The 18,589-nt window shown below is 45.2% G+C and carries 16 protein-coding genes; 8 read left to right on the forward strand and 8 right to left on the reverse strand.

What is annotated here, in order from left to right; translation table 11 throughout:
• The first annotated feature begins 4 nt into the window (after window positions 1–4).
• Both GFS24_RS27840 and GFS24_RS27845 read left to right on the forward strand, forming a co-directional pair.
• On the forward strand, window positions 5–1,228 hold the full coding sequence (locus tag GFS24_RS27840; RefSeq protein ID WP_153665602.1) for an MFS transporter: 1,224 nt from the start codon (window positions 5–7) through the stop codon (window positions 1,226–1,228).
• 15 nt (window positions 1,229–1,243) lie between these two features.
• Window positions 1,244–2,209, forward strand: a complete 966-nt coding sequence (locus GFS24_RS27845) for a YheT family hydrolase (RefSeq protein WP_153665604.1) — start codon at window positions 1,244–1,246, stop codon at window positions 2,207–2,209.
• 21 nt (window positions 2,210–2,230) lie between these two features.
• Here GFS24_RS27845 and GFS24_RS27850 read toward each other — a convergent pair whose 3' ends face one another.
• From GFS24_RS27850 to GFS24_RS27860, 3 genes are read right to left on the reverse strand one after another with little or no spacing between them, the layout of a single operon-like run.
• Window positions 2,231–2,839 (reverse strand): ClpP family protease, encoded by a 609-nt coding sequence (locus GFS24_RS27850; protein WP_253906615.1) that lies wholly within the window; start codon window positions 2,837–2,839, stop codon window positions 2,231–2,233.
• Between the two features lies 1 nt (window position 2,840).
• Window positions 2,841–3,077 (reverse strand): hypothetical protein, encoded by a 237-nt coding sequence (locus tag GFS24_RS27855; RefSeq protein ID WP_153665608.1) that lies wholly within the window; start codon window positions 3,075–3,077, stop codon window positions 2,841–2,843.
• A complete protein-coding gene (locus tag GFS24_RS27860; protein WP_153665610.1) occupies window positions 3,064–3,534 on the reverse strand; it encodes an RNA polymerase sigma factor in 471 nt (156 codons plus the stop codon). Before GFS24_RS27860 ends, GFS24_RS27855 begins: the two co-directional genes overlap by 14 nt.
• 108 nt (window positions 3,535–3,642) lie before the next feature.
• Here GFS24_RS27860 and GFS24_RS27865 point away from each other — a divergent pair, with 108 nt between their 5' ends.
• From GFS24_RS27865 to GFS24_RS27885, 5 genes are all read left to right on the forward strand, one after another.
• Window positions 3,643–4,548 carry an AraC family transcriptional regulator gene (locus GFS24_RS27865; protein WP_153665612.1) on the forward strand — a complete coding sequence of 302 codons (906 nt, stop codon included), beginning with the start codon at window positions 3,643–3,645 and terminating at the stop codon, window positions 4,546–4,548.
• A 107-nt stretch (window positions 4,549–4,655) separates the two neighbouring features.
• Window positions 4,656–5,495 (forward strand): SDR family oxidoreductase, encoded by an 840-nt coding sequence (locus GFS24_RS27870; RefSeq protein WP_153665614.1) that lies wholly within the window; start codon window positions 4,656–4,658, stop codon window positions 5,493–5,495.
• Between the two features lie 355 nt (window positions 5,496–5,850).
• A complete protein-coding gene (locus GFS24_RS27875; RefSeq protein ID WP_153665616.1) occupies window positions 5,851–6,324 on the forward strand; it encodes a DUF6169 family protein in 474 nt (157 codons plus the stop codon).
• Window positions 6,325–6,567: 243 nt separating this feature from the next.
• The gene (locus GFS24_RS27880; protein ID WP_153665618.1) at window positions 6,568–7,842 is read left to right on the forward strand and encodes a DEAD/DEAH box helicase; all 1,275 of its coding nucleotides are present in this window, start codon (window positions 6,568–6,570) and stop codon (window positions 7,840–7,842) included.
• A 51-nt stretch (window positions 7,843–7,893) separates the two neighbouring features.
• Window positions 7,894–8,661: a nucleotidyltransferase domain-containing protein gene (locus GFS24_RS27885; protein ID WP_153665620.1), complete on the forward strand. Its 768-nt coding sequence runs from the start codon at window positions 7,894–7,896 to the stop codon at window positions 8,659–8,661.
• An 11-nt stretch (window positions 8,662–8,672) separates the two neighbouring features.
• On the opposite strand, the gene GFS24_RS29300 is transcribed toward GFS24_RS27885, so the two are convergent.
• Genes GFS24_RS29300 through GFS24_RS27905 form a run of 4 tightly spaced genes read right to left on the reverse strand, consistent with a single transcriptional unit; the run spans window position 8,673 to window position 15,204 of the window.
• On the reverse strand, window positions 8,673–10,079 hold the full coding sequence (locus GFS24_RS29300; protein WP_173003221.1) for a c-type cytochrome domain-containing protein: 1,407 nt from the start codon (window positions 10,077–10,079) through the stop codon (window positions 8,673–8,675).
• Window positions 10,076–10,951 (reverse strand): sugar phosphate isomerase/epimerase, encoded by an 876-nt coding sequence (locus GFS24_RS27895; protein WP_253906616.1) that lies wholly within the window; start codon window positions 10,949–10,951, stop codon window positions 10,076–10,078. Before GFS24_RS27895 ends, GFS24_RS29300 begins: the two co-directional genes overlap by 4 nt.
• A 43-nt stretch (window positions 10,952–10,994) precedes the next feature.
• On the reverse strand, window positions 10,995–12,488 hold the full coding sequence (locus GFS24_RS27900) for a DUF1501 domain-containing protein (protein ID WP_153665626.1): 1,494 nt from the start codon (window positions 12,486–12,488) through the stop codon (window positions 10,995–10,997).
• Window positions 12,489–12,498: 10 nt separating this feature from the next.
• A complete protein-coding gene (locus tag GFS24_RS27905; RefSeq protein WP_153665628.1) occupies window positions 12,499–15,204 on the reverse strand; it encodes a DUF1553 domain-containing protein in 2,706 nt (901 codons plus the stop codon).
• 1,253 nt (window positions 15,205–16,457) lie between these two features.
• Here GFS24_RS27905 and GFS24_RS27910 point away from each other — a divergent pair.
• Complete coding sequence (locus GFS24_RS27910; protein ID WP_153665630.1) at window positions 16,458–16,928, forward strand: hypothetical protein; 471 nt, start codon at window positions 16,458–16,460, stop codon at window positions 16,926–16,928.
• A gap of 110 nt (window positions 16,929–17,038) precedes the next feature.
• Here the strand turns inward: GFS24_RS27910 and GFS24_RS27915 are convergent, their stop codons facing one another.
• Window positions 17,039–18,574: a RagB/SusD family nutrient uptake outer membrane protein gene (locus GFS24_RS27915; protein WP_153665632.1), complete on the reverse strand. Its 1,536-nt coding sequence runs from the start codon at window positions 18,572–18,574 to the stop codon at window positions 17,039–17,041.
• Window positions 18,575–18,589 lie beyond the last annotated feature (15 nt).

The raw sequence follows: 18,589 nt of genomic DNA on the forward strand, positions 1-18,589 counted from the left end.
CATAATGGAAACTGTACTTGAAGGGGAAGAGAAAAAAGTGGCGCAAAACCTGGCCGAAAAAACCGTGTTCTCCGTATTGCTGGCACTCAGCTTTACACATCTGCTGAATGACACTATTCAATCTATCATTCCTGCCATCTACCCGATGGTAAAGGATTCCCTGCGTCTTAGCTTTTCGCAGGTTGGGCTAATTACCTTAACCTTCCAGCTCTCTGCATCTATTCTGCAGCCGCTGGTGGGTATGTACACAGACAAAAGACCACAGCCCTATTCACTGGCCATCGGCATGACCTTCACGCTGGCTGGATTGCTGTGCCTCGCTTTCGTACACACTTTCCCCATGGTATTGGTTTCTGTGGCATTGATCGGTATCGGCTCCGCTGTTTTTCATCCTGAAGCATCCCGGTTAGCTTATATGGCTTCCGGTGGTCAGCATGGCATGGCACAGTCTTTATTCCAGGTGGGTGGCAATACCGGCAGTTCCCTCGGCCCCTTGCTGGCTGCAGCTATCATTGTGCCCTTCGGGCAATATTATATTGCCTGGTTTTCCCTTGTAGCCCTGATCGCTATTGTTGTCATGCTCCGTATCAGTAAATGGTACCTCGCCAACACTGATCGCATCAAACCTAAAAAGAAGGTCTTGCAGATGGAAACCATCAAGCTATCAAGAGGTAAAGTGACCTTTGCGCTGTTCATCCTGATGATCCTGATCTTCTCCAAGTATTTCTACATGGCCAGTTTAACCAGCTATTATACTTTCTACCTGATCGATAAGTTTAACGTATCTGTACAAAGCGCGCAGGTATACCTGTTCATCTTCCTGTTTGCCATTGCTGCCGGAACTTTCATTGGCGGGCCGGTGGGCGACCGTATCGGCAGAAAGTATGTGATCTGGATCTCCATCCTGGGCGTAGCACCTTTTTCATTATTAATGCCACACGCCAATCTTTTCTGGACAGCCATCCTGAGCGTGTTCATCGGAGTGATCCTTTCTTCTGCCTTCTCTGCTATCCTTGTATATGCACAGGAACTGGTGCCAGGCAAAGTAGGCATGATCGCCGGTTTGTTCTTTGGATTTGCTTTTGGTATGGCAGGTATCGGATCTGCTTTACTGGGAAAACTGGCAGACCAAACCAGTATCAATTACGTTTACCAGGTATGTGCTTACCTTCCGTTAATAGGACTGTTAACAGGTTTCCTGCCTAACATAGAAAGAAAGAAGGGTTAACGTACCTTTGTAAATATGCCGGTCTTAAAATCACCAGATTATAAAGCGCCCATCCTGTTAAGGAACCGCCATCTGCTAACGATCTTCCCGTCTCTTTTCAGGAAGATCAAACCGGCTGATTATACCCGTACACGCATCCCTACACACGACAATGATTTTCTCGATCTCGATTTCAGTAAAGTGGGCAGTGATCAGTTAGTCATCATGCTCCACGGACTGGAAGGAGATTCCCGCAGGCAATACATCACCGGCATGGTACATATCTTCAATGAAGGAGGCTATGACACTGTGTCCATGAACTTCAGGGGTTGCAGTGGGGAAAGTAATAAAGCGCTGCGCTTCTATCACAGCGGCGAAACCGGAGATCTTCATACTGTCATCCAGCACATGGCAGCCACTGGTGATTACAAACGCATTCACCTCATCGGATTTTCACTCGGCGGAAATGTAACATTGAAATATCTCGGAGAACAGGGCGATACCATTCCTGCTATTGTGAGATCAGCAGTAGCCATCTCCGTTCCCTGCGACCTCAAAGACAGTTCCATCGAACTGGAGAAAAGGCACAACTTCATTTATATGAAACGTTTCATCCGCTCACTCGGTTTGAAACTGGAAAGAAAAGCAAAACTCTACCCGAAAGAAATATCGCTGGCCAACTTCGGCACCATCAAAAATTTCAAACAGTTCGATGACCGGTACACTGCACCCATGCATGGTTTCAAGGATGCAGAAGAATACTGGGCGAAGAACAGTTCCAAACAATTCCTGGAAAACATCCGTATTCCTACTTTACTGATCAATGCATTGGATGATCCCTTTTTAGGGAAAGGAAGTTTTCCTTATAAAGAAGCCGATAACAACCCTCATTTATATTTGGAAACACCTGAAACCGGCGGGCATGTTGGTTTTGTGACGTTTACAGGGAAACATTACTGGTCGGAGAGAAGGGCTTTTCAGTTTATACATGATCATCCGTAAGCGTAGTCCTGTTTATCAACGTCAATTCAACAACGGCCTCCCCACCTGTACCAGATCACTCACATCCCCCAACACCTCATCCACCAATCCATATTCCTTCGCCTCCACCGCATTCAAAAACTTATCTCTCCTAAACATCTCTTCAATCTCTTCCCGCTCATGATTAGAGCTCTTCCCCATCAGATAAAACATCTGGTTCTGCAACCGTTCCTGCTCCTGGTAAGCGATCCGCACATCTTCTGTATATCCTCTTGCCCCACCACCCGTTGGATGCATATGCACCGTTGTATGTGAAAGCGCATACCGCTGGCCTTTTGTTCCACTGCTCAGCAAAAATGTTCCCATACTTCCGGTGAACCCAACAGATACCGTAGCAATAGGGGATTTACACATCTTCATGGTATCATAGATAGCCATCCCCGCATACACGCCACCACCCGGACAATTAATATATAACCGGATGGGATAATGATTCTCACTATCCAGGTAAAGCAATTGTGCCACCACAAGATTGGCAACATTTTCATCGATAGCCGTGCCCAGGAAAATGATCCTTTCTTTGAGTAACAGGCTGTAAATATCATACGCACCACGCGTGGCGCCGTCAATTACCGTTGGTATAATAGTCATGTTATTTAAATATGGAAGTGATAGTATGATGGAAATCCGCATCCAGCCCATCATAGATGGCAGACAGCTTTTCCCTTTGCAGATCGCGGCCATACCAGCAAATCAGCTGATGTGCAGCACGCTGATATTGTACAGCATCTTGTAATGCAGGCGTAGCCAGCATCTTAGCTTCAAAAAGTAATTTTTCCGGCTCCGGCATCGTACCCAGCAGGTATTGATCTATTTCAATTGAGTTCATAAAGCGTAGCGTTTTTAACAGTAGCACGAACTTTCTCCAGGCACTTATGCTTTTGCACCGTCACAGAACGAACACTGCTGTAATGGAAAGTATTCGCCATTTCCTGTAGGTCCATTTGCTCATAATAGAACGCCTGTAACAGCTGCATGCACTTTTCACCGGCAGCACGTAAATGCGCCAGTAAAGATTGCTGCTCTTCCGGCACATAAAAATCTTCCGGAACGGAAAGCTGTTCTTCCCTGATACGCAACTTCTGCCGTTTCAACCAAAGTATCCGCGTAATGCCGATCAAATAAGCTTTGGCAGACACCCTGATCTCCGAAGGTTTTTTCTCCATGTAGATGATCATGGCGTCATGGAACAGGTCTTTAGCCAGATCAAGGTCACCTCCCAGCTGCTTTATTATCCTGGCAACATGGGGAAAGGTATCCCTGTATAATGCTGTAATGTCTTCCATTGGGTTTGGGTTTTAAAGTATAGTACCCGAAATGGGCCAAATATCACCGCCTCTGTTAAAAATTACGGAAAAAAGGTCAAAATATCCGGCAATCCGTAATTTTGCTCCATGGAAAAGATACAGTCGCTGGAGGAATTTTATCGTGCCAAGGATTTGAGGATGCCTGCTAATCTTGGAAAAGAGAACGGGCACTTTAATGTATTTAATGCCGAAGAATTCGTAGGCCATCACGCCAAACCCCTCCCATACAGCAGAAAGGATTTTTATAAAATAGCCCTGATCAGTGGTAAGAACCGTTACTATTATGCAGATAAGGTGATGGACGTGGAAACGCATGCCCTGCTGTTTGCCAACCCACAGGTACCTTACCAATGTGAACCCCTGTCCGAAGAACAATCCGGTTTATTCTGCATTTTCACAGAAGCCTTCTTTCACCAGTTCACCACATTGAAATTACAGGAATACCCCATTTTCAAACCCGGTGGCCAGCCCATCCTGTATTTACCGGAAGATCAGGTGGCGCCCGTCAGGGAGTTATTCGAAAAGATGCTGTCCGAAATGGCGTCCGACTATCAATATAAACTGGACCTCTGCCGCAACTACGTAATGGAACTGATCCATATGGGGATGAAGATGCAGCCCATCGAAGTGTCTCCCCATTCAGGTTCAAATGCTGCCACCCGGATCTCTTCCCTGTTCACAGACTTGTTGGAAAGACAATTCCCGATAGAATCCCCGGTGCAACAGGTAAACTTCCGCTCTGCTACTGATTTTGCCTCCCAACTGTCTGTACACGTAAACCACCTGAACAAAGCTTTAAAAGACGCCACCGGCAAATCCACTTCAGAGCTGATCTCAGAGAGGATCGTACAGGAGGCCAAGTCTTTATTAATGCATACAGACTGGAATGTATCCGAGATCGGTTACTGCCTTGGTTTCCAGGAACCTGCTCACTTTAATAACTTCTTCAAGAAAAAAACCCAGCTCACGCCGCGCTCCTTCAGGAGTGTTTAATACCGCAAAAAGGACCAGCGTTTGATTTTTGCAATTATTGATTTGATATCATTAACAGCCATCCCTTCCCCTCAGCGTAGCTTTGTTCTATCAAAACAAACACTACAATGGAACAACAAAAAGTATGGTATGTTACAGGCGCCTCACAAGGATTTGGCCTGATACTCGTAAAAAAATTGCTCGCCGCCGGTCAGAAAGTAGCAGGTACTTCCCGCAAACTGGATGCCCTCAAAACCGCAGTAGGCGATCATGAAAACTTCCTTCCTATTCAGTCTGACGTAGCCAATGAAGCCAGCGTACAGCAATCTATTGAACAAACGATCAAAACATTAGGTGGTATAGATGTAGTAGTAAATAATGCAGGTTATGGTCTGATAGGCAGCCTGGAAGAATTGTCCGACAAAGAAGTACGCACCAATTTCGATGTGAACGTATTTGGCGTACTGAATGTGATCCGCCACGTGATGCCTCACTTCCGTGAAAAGAAAAGCGGTTTCATTTTCAACATCTCTTCTATTGGTGGCTTCAGTGGCAACTTCCCCGGCTTCGGCAGTTATTGCGGAACTAAGTTTGCACTGGAAGGTTTAACAGAATCACTGGCAGCAGAATCAAAAGCATTCGGCGTGAAAGTAGTGATCGTAAGCCCTGGTTATTTCCGCACCAACTTCCTGGCATCTACATCCCTGGCAGTTCCTGCCAACCCGATAGATGCATACAAAGATGTACGCGAATCACAAGCGCAACACCAGGGCGGCCTCAATGGCCAACAGGCAGGTGATCCCGAAAAAGGTATCGATGTACTGATTGAAATAAGCAAAGCAGAAAATCCTCCACTGCATTTATTCCTCGGCCCTGATGCATATCATGTGGCTAAACAGAAGATCAGCGCGGTGGAAAGTGATATGGACAACTGGCAGGAGCTGGCTACGTCTACGAACTTTAATTAAATGCTAAATTACTGAACAAGAAACGTCACTCGCAGAGATCTGTGAGTGACGTTTCTTGTTTGATATAACTCAATACTGATACTTTATTTGATTTGCCGGAGAATATATCGGACAAAAACCCAAAATACCAATGACAATCAATTACTTATAAATAACCATCCATTGAAGCCTTTTACCACCCCCTGTCAAAAAAAGAAAAAATCTTACCTTTACCTCATAATGAAAGATAAAAAACCGAATAGTAAACCTCGCCCTCAACGGGAAAATCCTTTTGTCAAGATGATTCGCGACAAAAAAAGGATAAAGGAAGCTATTGCCAATGGTATTCCTTTATCATCTCTCAATGATATAGAATTTGTTCATCCCATATGATCTCACTAAAACAGAAGATGGATATCAATTTACTTCTGATTTTGGCTTAACCTACTTTTTATACTTTAGCAAATATTATCTCATAGATGAGAATGGAGATGATTTGATCGTAACATCATTTGGATTTTTTCATGACCCTGAAAAAGTCAGGGTAAACGATCAAAGGATTAAAGCAACCATCATTTCGTTTATTATAGATTATTTCGAGAAAAATCCAGAACTAGGCATTTTATACTTGTGTGATCCCAGAGATGATCTGGCCAGGCATCGAAGAATAATCTTTGGTTCATGGCATAGAGAGATGGATCAAGGTATTGAGAAATTTGATTGTAATAAATACCACGCTAAATTGGGATATTATTCTTCTCTACTCATAAAAGCAGATAACCCGCAAAAACAACATTATGTAGATGCTTTTTATAGGCATCTTAATGAATTAATCCCGGAAGAAGCCTAAAACACAGCTAAATGTTAAAACACTTTAACAGTCCCAAAAACCACCCGGCACCCGCAGGGTTTGCTCATTTAACCAATTAAGCGTACCTTTGCGTCATATTTTTATATCCCCTCCTTGCAGATAAGGTAATTCCCTCAGCAATTTGGTTCACTTAAAATGATGTGTGGATATACAATCTAGCCATCCTTCTCTTCTTTAAGGTCAGGGTTGTTAGCATCATTTTAAACAAAAAACTCAAACATATTGTCATTCGAGAATTTAGGTCTCATTGCGCCCATATTGCGTGCGCTTGAAACACAAGGCTACACTACGCCTACGCCTATCCAGTCCCAGGCCATTCCGGTGGTATTAGGACAGAAAGACCTCCTGGCCTGTTCACAAACAGGTACCGGTAAAACAGCCGCTTTTGCTATTCCTATTCTGCAATTGTTATACAATCAGAAGAAAGCAGAACAAACACCCAGCAGGCACATTAAAACTTTGATATTAACGCCCACGCGTGAACTGGCTATCCAGATCGCTGAGAACTTCTCAGAATATGGCGCCCACACGGGTTTGAAACACCTGGTAATTTATGGTGGCGTTTCCGCCGGCCCGCAGATCTCAACACTGAGAAGCGGTACAGATATCCTCATCGCTACCCCAGGCCGTTTATTAGACCTCTGGCAGCAAGGGCATATCAACCTTCGTTACATCCACCAGTTTGTACTGGATGAAGCAGACCGCATGCTGGACATGGGTTTCATTCATGATGTAAAAAGAGTGATCACCAAATTACCAGAGAAACGCCAGACATTATTCTTCTCCGCAACCATGCCGGATGAAATTGCCCACCTGGCAAATTCTATCCTCACCAATCCAACAAGAGTGAACGTAACTCCCGTTTCCTCTACAGCGGAAAAGGTAGAACAACGCATGTACTTTGTAGATAAGAACTCTAAACGTTCTTTACTGATCCATCTGCTGAAAAACCCTGATATCACCAGCGCGCTGGTATTTACCAGGACTAAACACGGTGCAGACAGAGTAGCAAAAGAACTGAACAAGGTAAATATTTCTGCAAACGCCATCCATGGTGATAAGTCTCAAAACTCCCGCCAACGGGCTTTACAGGACTTTAAAGGTGGTCGTATCCGTATCCTCGTAGCCACAGATATTGCGGCAAGAGGTATTGATGTAGATAACCTCGCGTATGTATTCAACTTCGAAATCCCGAACGTACCTGAAACTTACGTTCACCGTATTGGCCGTACAGGCCGTGCTGGTGCAAGTGGTATTGCCATTTCTTTCTGTGATGATGAAGAAAGGGCTTACCTGAAGGATATCACGAAGCTGATCGCACAACAGATCCCCGTGGTAACTGATCATCCATTCCCGGCCAGTCATTCCGGCGGAGCAGGATCAGCAAGACCAGCTCCCGGTGTAAACCTTCGCCAGTCTTCCACCCAGCAGGTACAGGCTAAAAAGAATAGTAACCGCAAGTGGAATAGTCGCCCGCAAAACAAACAATATAGTTAAATTTATAGCGCCCATACTGTAACCGGTATGGGCGCGTTATAAATTCAGACTATGCAAGATACCATCAAAGAACAATTAAGCCGGATTGAACAGGAACATGGCGTGAAGATCTTATACGCCTGCGAATCCGGTAGCCGGGCCTGGGGCTTTCCCGGAACGGACAGTGACTATGATGTGCGTTTTATTTACGCAGCCCCTCTCCAGACTTACCTCAGTATCCGCGACAGGCGGGATGTGATAGAACTCCCCGTAAATGAAGTACTGGACGTTAGCGGATGGGATATCCGCAAAGCCTTACAGCTTTTCCTCAAATCCAATCCTCCTTTATATGAATGGCTGCAATCTCCTATCTGCTACAAAGCAGATCCCGATTTTGTAAGAGACATGGAAAACCTCATGCCTATCTATTTTGCCAATCGCCCCGGTTGCCATCATTACCTCAACATAGCACTCAGTACTTTTGAAAACGACCTCACCGGTAATGAAGTGAAACTGAAGAAGTATTTCTATGCCCTGCGGTCCATACTGGCCTGCCTTTGGATCATAGAGAACGAGATCCTTCCTCCTATGGAGTTCCGTTTGCTGCGCACACAGGTGGGAGACGTCACCTGGCAGAATGCGGTAGATAATTTATTGGAGATAAAGCAGCACGCTTCAGAAAAAACAATTGTTCCCGTAGTACCCTTGCTGCATGCATGGTTAAAAGAAACGATCGCATTCTGTAAAGAAAAAGCGGCTCAGATACCTTCCAGCCAGGAAAGCATTGAGCCGTTGGATCAATTATTTCAGAAGTATATCAAGATCCCTGCACCGATCTAAGCGGCAATACATCACTTCACCTTTCTAAACACCATCGTATCCGTTTCCAATACCGGCACCAAATACCCGCCGGTATCAATCCTCACATCCGGAAACGCTTTAAATACGGCAGCAGTAACGCCCGTTTTATATACAAACAACTCCTGCAAGCCCTTGTTCTTTTGCAAGGCCAGAAGTCCTTTATCACTCACCTTAGTACCTACAAGGTTCAGGTATTTCAATTGTTTACACTTGGCCAGTTCCAGCAAACCTGCATCTGTGATGGCGGTGTTTTCCAAACTCAAACGGGTAAGCTCCGGCAGTTGTGCCAGGATCTTCATCGCAGAATCACCGACGGCTGTATTGGATAATTTCAACCAAACGATCTGCGATTTCAGCGGTAGCAATAAGGCCGCGTTCTTATTATTAAACCCGGATGCATTGATGGCATTCACCATCACAAATCCATTCCCTGCCGCCACCGGCATCACTTTCACCCCTAACATTTCCAGTGAATCAATATCTTTGGCAGAAGCAATACGCGCTTCTTCTTTTGGCATGAACGGATGATTGCCCGGCCCGGAAGCAGGTTGCAGACCTTCCAGCACCAGCTCTATCCTTGAAGATTTACGAAGGTCTTTTACTTTCGCTGTGGTAGATGCGCCTTGTTCTATCCACCAGTAAAGTAACTCTACCTGGCCAGGACTCAATTGTGGCTTACCTTTCGGCGGCATACGTTTATCATCGTCATCAGAGAGTACCAGTCTTTTGTATAGTTCACTGGATTCTGGCATGGTTTCTTTTAGCACCGGTCCGTTCTCTCCACCTTTCAGGATATGTACCATGCTATCTAAACGTAATCCCCCTTTCAGTTTACCTGCATTATGGCAGCTCACACATTTCTGTTCGAGGATAGGTTTTATCAGCTGGTCATATACTTTTGCTTCTTCGATATTGGGAATGGTGGCAACAGGTGCTTTTCGGGAACCAAATGGCATGGCAGCTGTAAGATAATCTTCCCCATGGGTAAGGTTTCCGCCCAAGTGCCCTGCAGCAGAGAGCATCAATATCATGGCAGCAGAAACCCATAACCAGCTTTTCCGGAAGAGGGAATATCTTCTTAAGATACAAAGGGCGCTGGCTATAACGGCAACGCCTATGCCCATCCACATATGCAGGTCCAGAGCGCTTTCCTCATATCCGCCGGAAAGTGATAACAGGTAACCTGCAATGCAGGCTGCAATGGCAGACACGGCGCCAAAGATCAGTATCGGCAATACGGAAGAACCCAGGAAAGCCAGGCGCTTGTTGCGGCTCAGCCATTCCAGAATAAAAGCTACGATCAGTATGCCAATAGGAAGATGTACCAGCAACGGGTGAAAGCGCCCTATAAATAAACTCCAGCTCCCCTGCGGAGCAGCCTGTAATAAATTGATCACTTGCCGTATCGCGATTTTAAAAGTTTCATCATATGCACATTGATATCCCATTGATTAGCCACTGGCTGACGCGTGTAAGGCAAAGTGGGCATATAGTCCGGCGGACCGAATTCAGTCAGTATCGTCAATGTTTCGCCGGTGGTCTGTTTATGTTTTACGATCTCATCCCACCAGGCAAAGTGTGCTTTCACGGTATTTTCCCATTCCGGGGCACGGGGATCATTCACCTGTGGCCCTTCAGGATGGCCAATACGTGCATGGATATGTCCCGCACGGGATAAAGCAATGGCCACTGTTTCCGCCTGGTCCTGTAAAAGTGTTTCATGCACATTACACCAGTGAGAAATATCCAGCGTTAAACGCAGCGCAGGTTTCGCTTCAATAAAACGACGCGCCACATGTGCTGCAAACAACATGCGGGAACGATGTGTTTCATGATAGATAGGTATGCCGCTGAGTTGTGAAACACGCGTAGTCATATCTATCAGTTTACAATTCTCTTCAAAAGAAAAGTAATCCTTGCCGGAATGGCAATTGATATAAACCGGACGTTGTATCTTCTGACTGGTAGCTGCATTCACCGCTGCTTCAAACTGCGCAGCATGTTTGGCATAATCAGATCCACTGCCACCACATAAAAAACCAACTTCCAGCCCGTGTTTCTTCAACGCAGCAAAAAGATCATCATGTGCTTTCGGTTCAGCGGGCCACCATACCTCAATACCATCGTAACCAACGTCTTTTGCACGTTTGCAAAATTCATCGATCGTACCGGGGAAACCCCAGTTGGTGCCCATTATCAGCAATTTAAAACCGGGGGCATGAGGCGCTGCTTTTACAAATGATGGCAATAAAGAAACCGAGCCAAGCATAGCGGATTGTTTAAGGAAATTCCTTCTGTCAAGATGCATAAGATCAACCTAATATTTCGTGTATAACATGCCCTTCAACATCCGTTAATCTGAATGGACGGCCCTGAAAATGATAAATTAATTTTTCGTGGTCAAAGCCAAGTTGCTGCAGCATGGTAGCATGGATATCATGCACCGCTACTTTTCCTTTCACTACACTGAAACCGATCTCATCTGTTTCTCCCCATGTAAACCCTTTACGGATACCGCCTCCGGCCATCCACATGGTAAATGCTTCCGCATGATGATCACGGCCAAGGAAAGGCATTTCCTGTCCTTCGCGGTTTTCCTGCATAGGTGTACGGCCAAATTCACCACCCCACACAACAAGTGTTTCATCTAACAGCCCACGTTGTTTCAGGTCTTTTAATAAAGCAGTGATCGGTCTGTCTATCTGTGTGCATTTATTACGCATACCCAGGTTCACTGCAGTATCTTCACCGGTACCATGTGCATCCCATCCCCAATCAAACAACTGCACAAAACGCACCCCTTTCTCTACTAATTTACGTGCCAGCAAACAGTTATTGGCAAACGATTCCTTGCCCGGTTGTGTACCATACATCTCCTGGATATATTCCGGTTCATCCGCAATGTCCATCACACCCGGTACAGAGATCTGCATCTTGTAAGCCAGTTCATATTGAGAGATGCGGGATAATGTTTCCGCATCAGAAAACGCTTCATATTCCAACTTGTTCACATCATTGATCGCCTGGATGGATTGATACCGCATGTCGCGGTCCATCCCTTCCGGATCGGTGATATATAATACAGGATCTCCTTTGGACCGGCATTGCACACCCTGGTAAACAGAAGGCAGAAAACCACTACCCCACACGCTTTTACCAGCATCCGGTGTTTTACCACCAGAAGTTAACACCACAAAACCTGGCAGGTTACTATTCTCAGAACCCAAACCATAAGTAACCCATGAACCAATACTCGGTCTTCCTAAACGTGCACTCCCCGTATGCATAAATAACTGCGCAGGGCCATGATTAAACTGATCTGTATGTACTCCTTTCAAAAAACTCACATCATCCACCATGGTAGAAAAATGCGGCATGAAATCAGATACCCAGGCACGGGATTCTCCATACTGCTGGAACTTTGCCTGCGGCCCCAGCATTTTAGGTACCCCGCGGATGAACGCAAATTTCTTTCCCTGCAACAGGGATTGCGGACAAAGCTGGTTATGCAGTTTCTGCAGGTCCGGTTTGTAATCAAACATTTCCAGTTGAGAAGGAGCACCCGCCATATGCAGGTAGATCACATTCTTAGCCCTTGCAGGAAACTGCGGTGCTTTTGGCTCCAGCGGATTCAAACTTTGCGGCATGCCCGCAACAGGAGAAGAAGAAGAAAAGATATTACATCCTCCAATTAAAGAGCCCAGGGCTGTTGCGCCAATACCAGCCATACAGTCCTGTAAAAAATGCCGGCGCGAAAAATACTTCGCGGCCCTTTCATTTGCTTCCCTGATCAGTTTCTCAGACATATGGAGACAATTAAGATTTTGATAAAAATTCATCCAGGTTCATGATCGCATTGGCCACCACCGTTAACGCAGCCAGTTCTCCCACAGCCGGCATATTGTCTTTGCAATTGGCTAAAGACGATGCTGCCGCCGGGTCTTCCTTAAACTTATCGTACGCCTCTGTATATAATTTGGTAAGGATGGCCAGTTTAGCTGGTGTGATCTCTTTATACATCGCCGTTTTATAACCCGCGCTGATCCATGCTTTCTGGTCCTTACCCGTTGATCGCATCGATAAAGCAAGATTACGTGCTGCTTCCACATACACCGGATCATTTAAAGTCACCAATGCCTGTAAAGGCGTATTGGTACGAATCCTGCGTTGTGTACACACTTCCCTGCTGGAACCATCAAACGTAACAATAGAAGGATAAGGACTCGTTCTCCTGATATAGGTATACACGCCTCTTCTATATTGATCACCATCTTCACTCAGTTTCCAGCGCTGACCATTATATACCGCCTGCCAGATACCTTCCGGCTGATAAGGCATCACACTCTTTCCATGCATTTTTTCACTCAGCAAACCACTCACCGCCAATACCTGGTCCCTCACCTGTTCCGCTGTTAAGCGGAAACGAGGCCCACGTGCAAACAATCTGTTAGCCGGATCTTTTTGTTGCAACTCAGCATTACTGCGGGAATCACGACGGTAAGCAGCAGACAGCACCATTTCTTTCAATGTTGCTTTCATCCGCCACTCGTGTTTATTCATAAATTGATAAGCGAGATGATCCAACAGCTGAGGATGAGAAGGCAGGAAACCCTGGGAGCCAAAATCCTCCTGTGTTTCCACGATCCCGGTTCCAAATAATTGTTCCCATAAACGATTCACCATCACACGTGCCGTCAGCGGATTTTGCTTGCTGGCCAGCCACTGACCCAATCCCAATCTGTTTCTTGGTGCATTGGCAGGAAAAGGATTTAATGATTTCGGAACATCAGGTTTTACTAAAACACCTTTCACCAGCCAGTTACCTCTTTCAAAAGTTCGTGTTTCGCGGAACATCTCTGTAGGATTTTCCACCATCACCGGCACACTTTCCGGATGTGCATTCACCACTCTCCAGTAAGCTTTTTCCATTTGATTATACCCTGGATCGTTCTTCCCTGGCAGGTCTCCACGCAAAGCCATCCATTCTACACTGCACACCGTTTGCTCAGGTTTGATGGTGCTATTTTTGAAAACAAAATAGAGATGATGCCTTCCTTCAATGGCAGGAATAGGAATATCCAGCACATTGGTACCTTCCGGATCCGGCATGGCCTGCTTCGCAATTACAGGGCCATTAAGACTATCAATATGTATTTCGACAGAACTACCCTTATTGCCAGTCCAGTAGTACATGTAGAGATGCGTACGCCCATTTAAAGGAGCATTCTTCAACCGGCAGCTTCCGCCATTCCGGATGCCTAAATATTTTGTATCCGCCAGGTTACCGTTTAAGAATTCATCACAATCATGCGCATGGATCTTTGGTTCCAGTGTGCGCAGGAATTCATTCATTTCTTTCTTCGCCGCGGTATTGCCATGCTGGCTGATCCAGGCAGTTACCGTATCCACTTGTTTCTTTCCAATACTGTCATACAACCGCAGTACAGGATATTCACCCGGTGTGTCTTCGTCTCTTGTATTATTGAGGAAAGACATCAGCTTATAATAATCTTCAAAACGGAAAGGATCATAAGGATGACTATGACATTGCACACAGGCAATGGTAGTTCCCTGGAAAACTTCCATGGTAGTATTCACCCGGTCGATGATGGCAGCCGTACGGAATTCTTCATCTACTGTACCCCCTTCATCATTATTCATAGTATTGCGATGGAAAGCTGTAGCCGTCATTTGTGCATCCGTGGGTTCCGGTAAAAGATCGCCACCAATTTGTTCAATGGTGAACTGATCATAGGGCATGTCATTATTAAATGCATCGATCACCCAATCCCGGTACCGCCATATTTCCCGCTGTGCATCTTTTTCATATCCTTTGGAATCTGCAAAACGGGCAAGGTCTAACCACATGGCTGCCCAGCGTTCTCCGTAATGAGGGGAGGCCAGCAAACTGTCCACCACTTTTTCATAAGCCGTGGCACTACTGTCTTTCATGAAAGATTCCATCATGGCAGTGGTAGGAGGTAATCCCGTAAGATCAAGACTAACACGACGTAAAAGAGTTAATTTATCTGCTTCAGGAGCTGCCTTCAGTCCTTCTTCTTCTAATTTGGCATTAATATAGTAGTCAATATTAGCAGCTGTATCTGTTGGTTTTTCCGGAGGAACATAAGCCCAGTGCTCTCCCCATTGCGCACCTTCCTCTACCCAGCGGGTGAGGATCTCGATCTCTGATTTATCCAGGGGGGCAGATTTATAAGGCATCCGTTCTTTAGGGTCTCTGCTGTGGAGCCGGCGAATAAATTCACTCCGTTTGGCATCTCCGGGGATAATGGCAGGATGGCCGCTTTTGGTATTGCCTAAAGCTTCTTCCCTGAAGAGCACACTGAAACCGCCGTTCTGCTTAACGCCTCCATGGCAGCTGATGCAATGTTTATTAAGAATGGGCTTTACTTCTGTGCTGTAATCAACGGGCTTGCGTTTCCCGCAACCAATGGTCAATATTCCTGCAAGGAGAATAGCCCCGATGCTGGACAATATCCGGAACGTGGTAGAATAATACATGTTAGACGTGCTTATCAAGGTAAGGTAAAATACGAAAAAGCCAACATGTTTGCAACCATCGTAAGATGATCCATCAAATCGTCATATTGTCCATTATATCCGGCCATTTATATGGGAAATAATCACACTTTAACTCAACAAATATATCTCCCACTTGAGTTTGTTTTGTTATTGTTGTTATACATTTAGCAGATAAGAATCAGCTCCTTTGATCAACCGTATAAAAGCGGCCGTTTCAGATCCATTCTGAAACGGTTTTTTATTGAAAACCAGGCATTTCCTCTCTTGACATAGGCTCGACATAGGGTATCCATTCGATATGCAAAGCAATAAAGAAGCTTTCTTGTTTTACTTGTTATAAAAGCCTCCTTCTCAAAGAACCCAAAGAATACTTCCTAAAAAAATTAAAAACCACTCCCAAACAACAAAACGCTTCCTCATAAAAAAGAAATAAACCGCCCTTTTCAACGCGGCAAACTCTCAACAAAAAACCTATGCCATCAAAACCACCCAGAACAAAAACCACTTCCTAAAAAAATTAAAAACAATCTTGCAATCGAAACCCTCCTCTAAAAAAGAAAAAAACACCCCTGCAATCGAACCTCTCCTCTAAAAGAAATAATCTCCGCCCTTTGCAGCGCGGCAAACTCTCAGCAAAAATCCTCTGCAATCGAAACCACCCCAACAGCAAATAACCACTTCCTAAAAAAATTAAAAACTACCCCAAACAACAAAACACCTCCCACAAAAAATAATTAACCCCGCCCTTTCCACCGCGGCAAACTCCCAAAAAGCAAAAAGCCCTCTGCTATCAGAGGGCTCGGATCCCAGTTTTACTCAAGTTTCTAGATCAAGGGGTTCAGTTTACTCAAAAAAACATATATCATAATGCAGCCATACCAGGTACTTAAATCAAAAAGAGGGTGAAAGAATTCACCCTCCGGTATATGCATACATTAGACATGAGACTTATTTAGATCCGGCAATACCGCACATATCATTCGTTACAAAAACAATTCCCGGAGTAATGATTCAGAAAGAATAAATGCTGCCTTATAGAAGGCTGCACTAGCGATTTTGGCGATTTGGGGCTGGACGATGAAAGGCCGGCCTGTTGCGAATTTTGTTTGTTATAATACATAAGAGTGTTTTTCCGATTTCGGAGGGTGAATACAAGAAGAAAAAAATTTTATACCCGGCTTCACCCTCTCCCCATAGATTTAGACTCTTCAATGAGTAAGTCAATTTGAGTTATGGAACCAATCGCCAAGAGACTGAAAAGTTTTTTACAACACAAAGGATTAACTACAACTGCATTCACCAGGATCCTGCAATACAGTAGTTGTGAAAAAGTAGCCCGGCTATTCCGGGTACCAGGAGCAAAACCCAGTGTGGATATACTGGAAGACATTGCAAAACATTTCGAAGAGCTCAACCTCCGATGGCTGATCACCGGCCATGGTGAAATGCTTCGTGTATCTGCAACACATACACAACCACAGCCCCATCCCGAAACGGAAATGACTGCGGCCATACAGCAGGAACAGAAGGAGCACGACCCTAATCTGGTGTTCATCAAAACGGCTAACAATGATGAATATATCCTTCATCAACCCTTTCCCTCCTTCCTGCTGAAAGGCAGCGAAAAGGAAATGGAAAAAACTTCGAAACCATTATTGGGTAGCCTGATCAACTTCATCGAGAACGTTCGCGATGAACAGTAAGATCAAAGACCACCAACCTACCCTACAACCCTAATACAAAAGGGCTGCCTGAACAGGCGGCCCTTTTTCCTAACATCTACTTTTGATATATCGCTTTTATCAATAAATACTTAATTGTACCCTTTATTCTGTTCAATATTCCCGATCCGCACATCTTCATTTGGAATAGGCAACAACTCATGTTTATTCGCCTTATAACCTAAAGGCCCCAGCTCAGCCTCTGCTTTCCCCCAACGTACCAGGTCCATATAACGGAAACCCTCAAACGCTAACTCCAGGAAACGTTCATTTACAATAGCATTGAACAATGCATCCCCGGTGGCCGTGATCTCTCCAAGCCCGGCACGCAGTCTTACTTTTTTCAACTCTTCCCTGGCACGACCTTCATTACCTGCTCTGTAATAAGCCTCTGCTGCCATCAGCAAAACATCCGCATAACGGATCAGCCGGATGTTGTTACCATAGTTCAGATCAGGAACAGCCCCTCCATCAGAACGGGTTTCCCCTTCAAAAGAACCATACTTACGCTGGAAAAATCCTTCATAATCCCAGGCTGTTGGTGCTGTCCATCCTCCACCGTTTGCTACTAATTCTCCCACAGACATCACCGTATTCATCCTCCTTTTCACATCTCCTGCTGCTACGTATGCATTATATAATTTAGGCTTAGGCAGATTGAACCCCCAGCCTGCATTCAAAGAATCATTCGGTGCTTTTGTATAGAAATCACTGCGGGGTCCTTGCAGTTGCACATGGATATTGTTTTCTATCAGGCGGTAAGTATCCCAGGGGAAATTCCCCCAGTCAAATCCTTTGCGGGAAGTGAACGGTACTTCAAAAACACTTTCCATACCAAACTCTCCGGCTTCGGAAAATACTTTCGCAAAATCAGGTTCCAGGTCATATTCATGAGAAGCGATCACATCATTAAAAGCCGCAGCCGCTTCCGGCCACTTTTGCTGATACAGATAGATCTTTCCCAATAAAGCCTGTGCCGTTCCTTTGCTCACACGATGACGTTCATGCGCCGGGTAAGCAGATTTCAGGGGCAATAACGGAATAGCTTCCAGCAGATCTTTCGTCATCTGTGCATATACATCTGCTTTCTTGGCACGTGGTATTTTGCTGTATTCCGCTGGTGTGAGGTCTTTAAGAATTAAAGGTACATCACCCCATAAACCCACCAGGTCAAAATAGAAGTGTGCACGTAACACTTTACACTCTGCAATGAGGCGTTTCTGCAGATCAGTTTCTCCCTTCACCCGGTTGATCACCTGGTTGGAACGATAAGCCCCAAAGTAACAAACCCGCCACGTCCAGAGAACTGCTTCATTCTGTGATTCAAAAGTAAAGTTGTCCAATGCCTGGTAAGATGGCTGATCAGCAGGACCACTGCCACCTGCATTACTTTCATCTGAAGGGAAAGTTTTCACCAGTAATATGCTGGCCCATCCCCAGTTATAATCTGCCTGTAAAAAATCATAGGCAGCAAACGTGGCAGCCAAAGCGTCACCGTCTGTTTGGTAAAATTCTTCTTCCGGAGACCGGCCCGGTATTTCCTGGTCCAGGAAACTTTTTGCACAACCGCTGCCTAAGAACATTGCAGTGATGCCAAGGAATGTATATCGAATAAGGAAGTTCTTCATTGTAATTGGATTGCA

This window comes from Chitinophaga sp. SYP-B3965 (assembly GCF_009647655.1).
In the GTDB taxonomy this organism is placed as follows: Bacteria; Bacteroidota; Bacteroidia; order Chitinophagales; family Chitinophagaceae; genus Chitinophaga.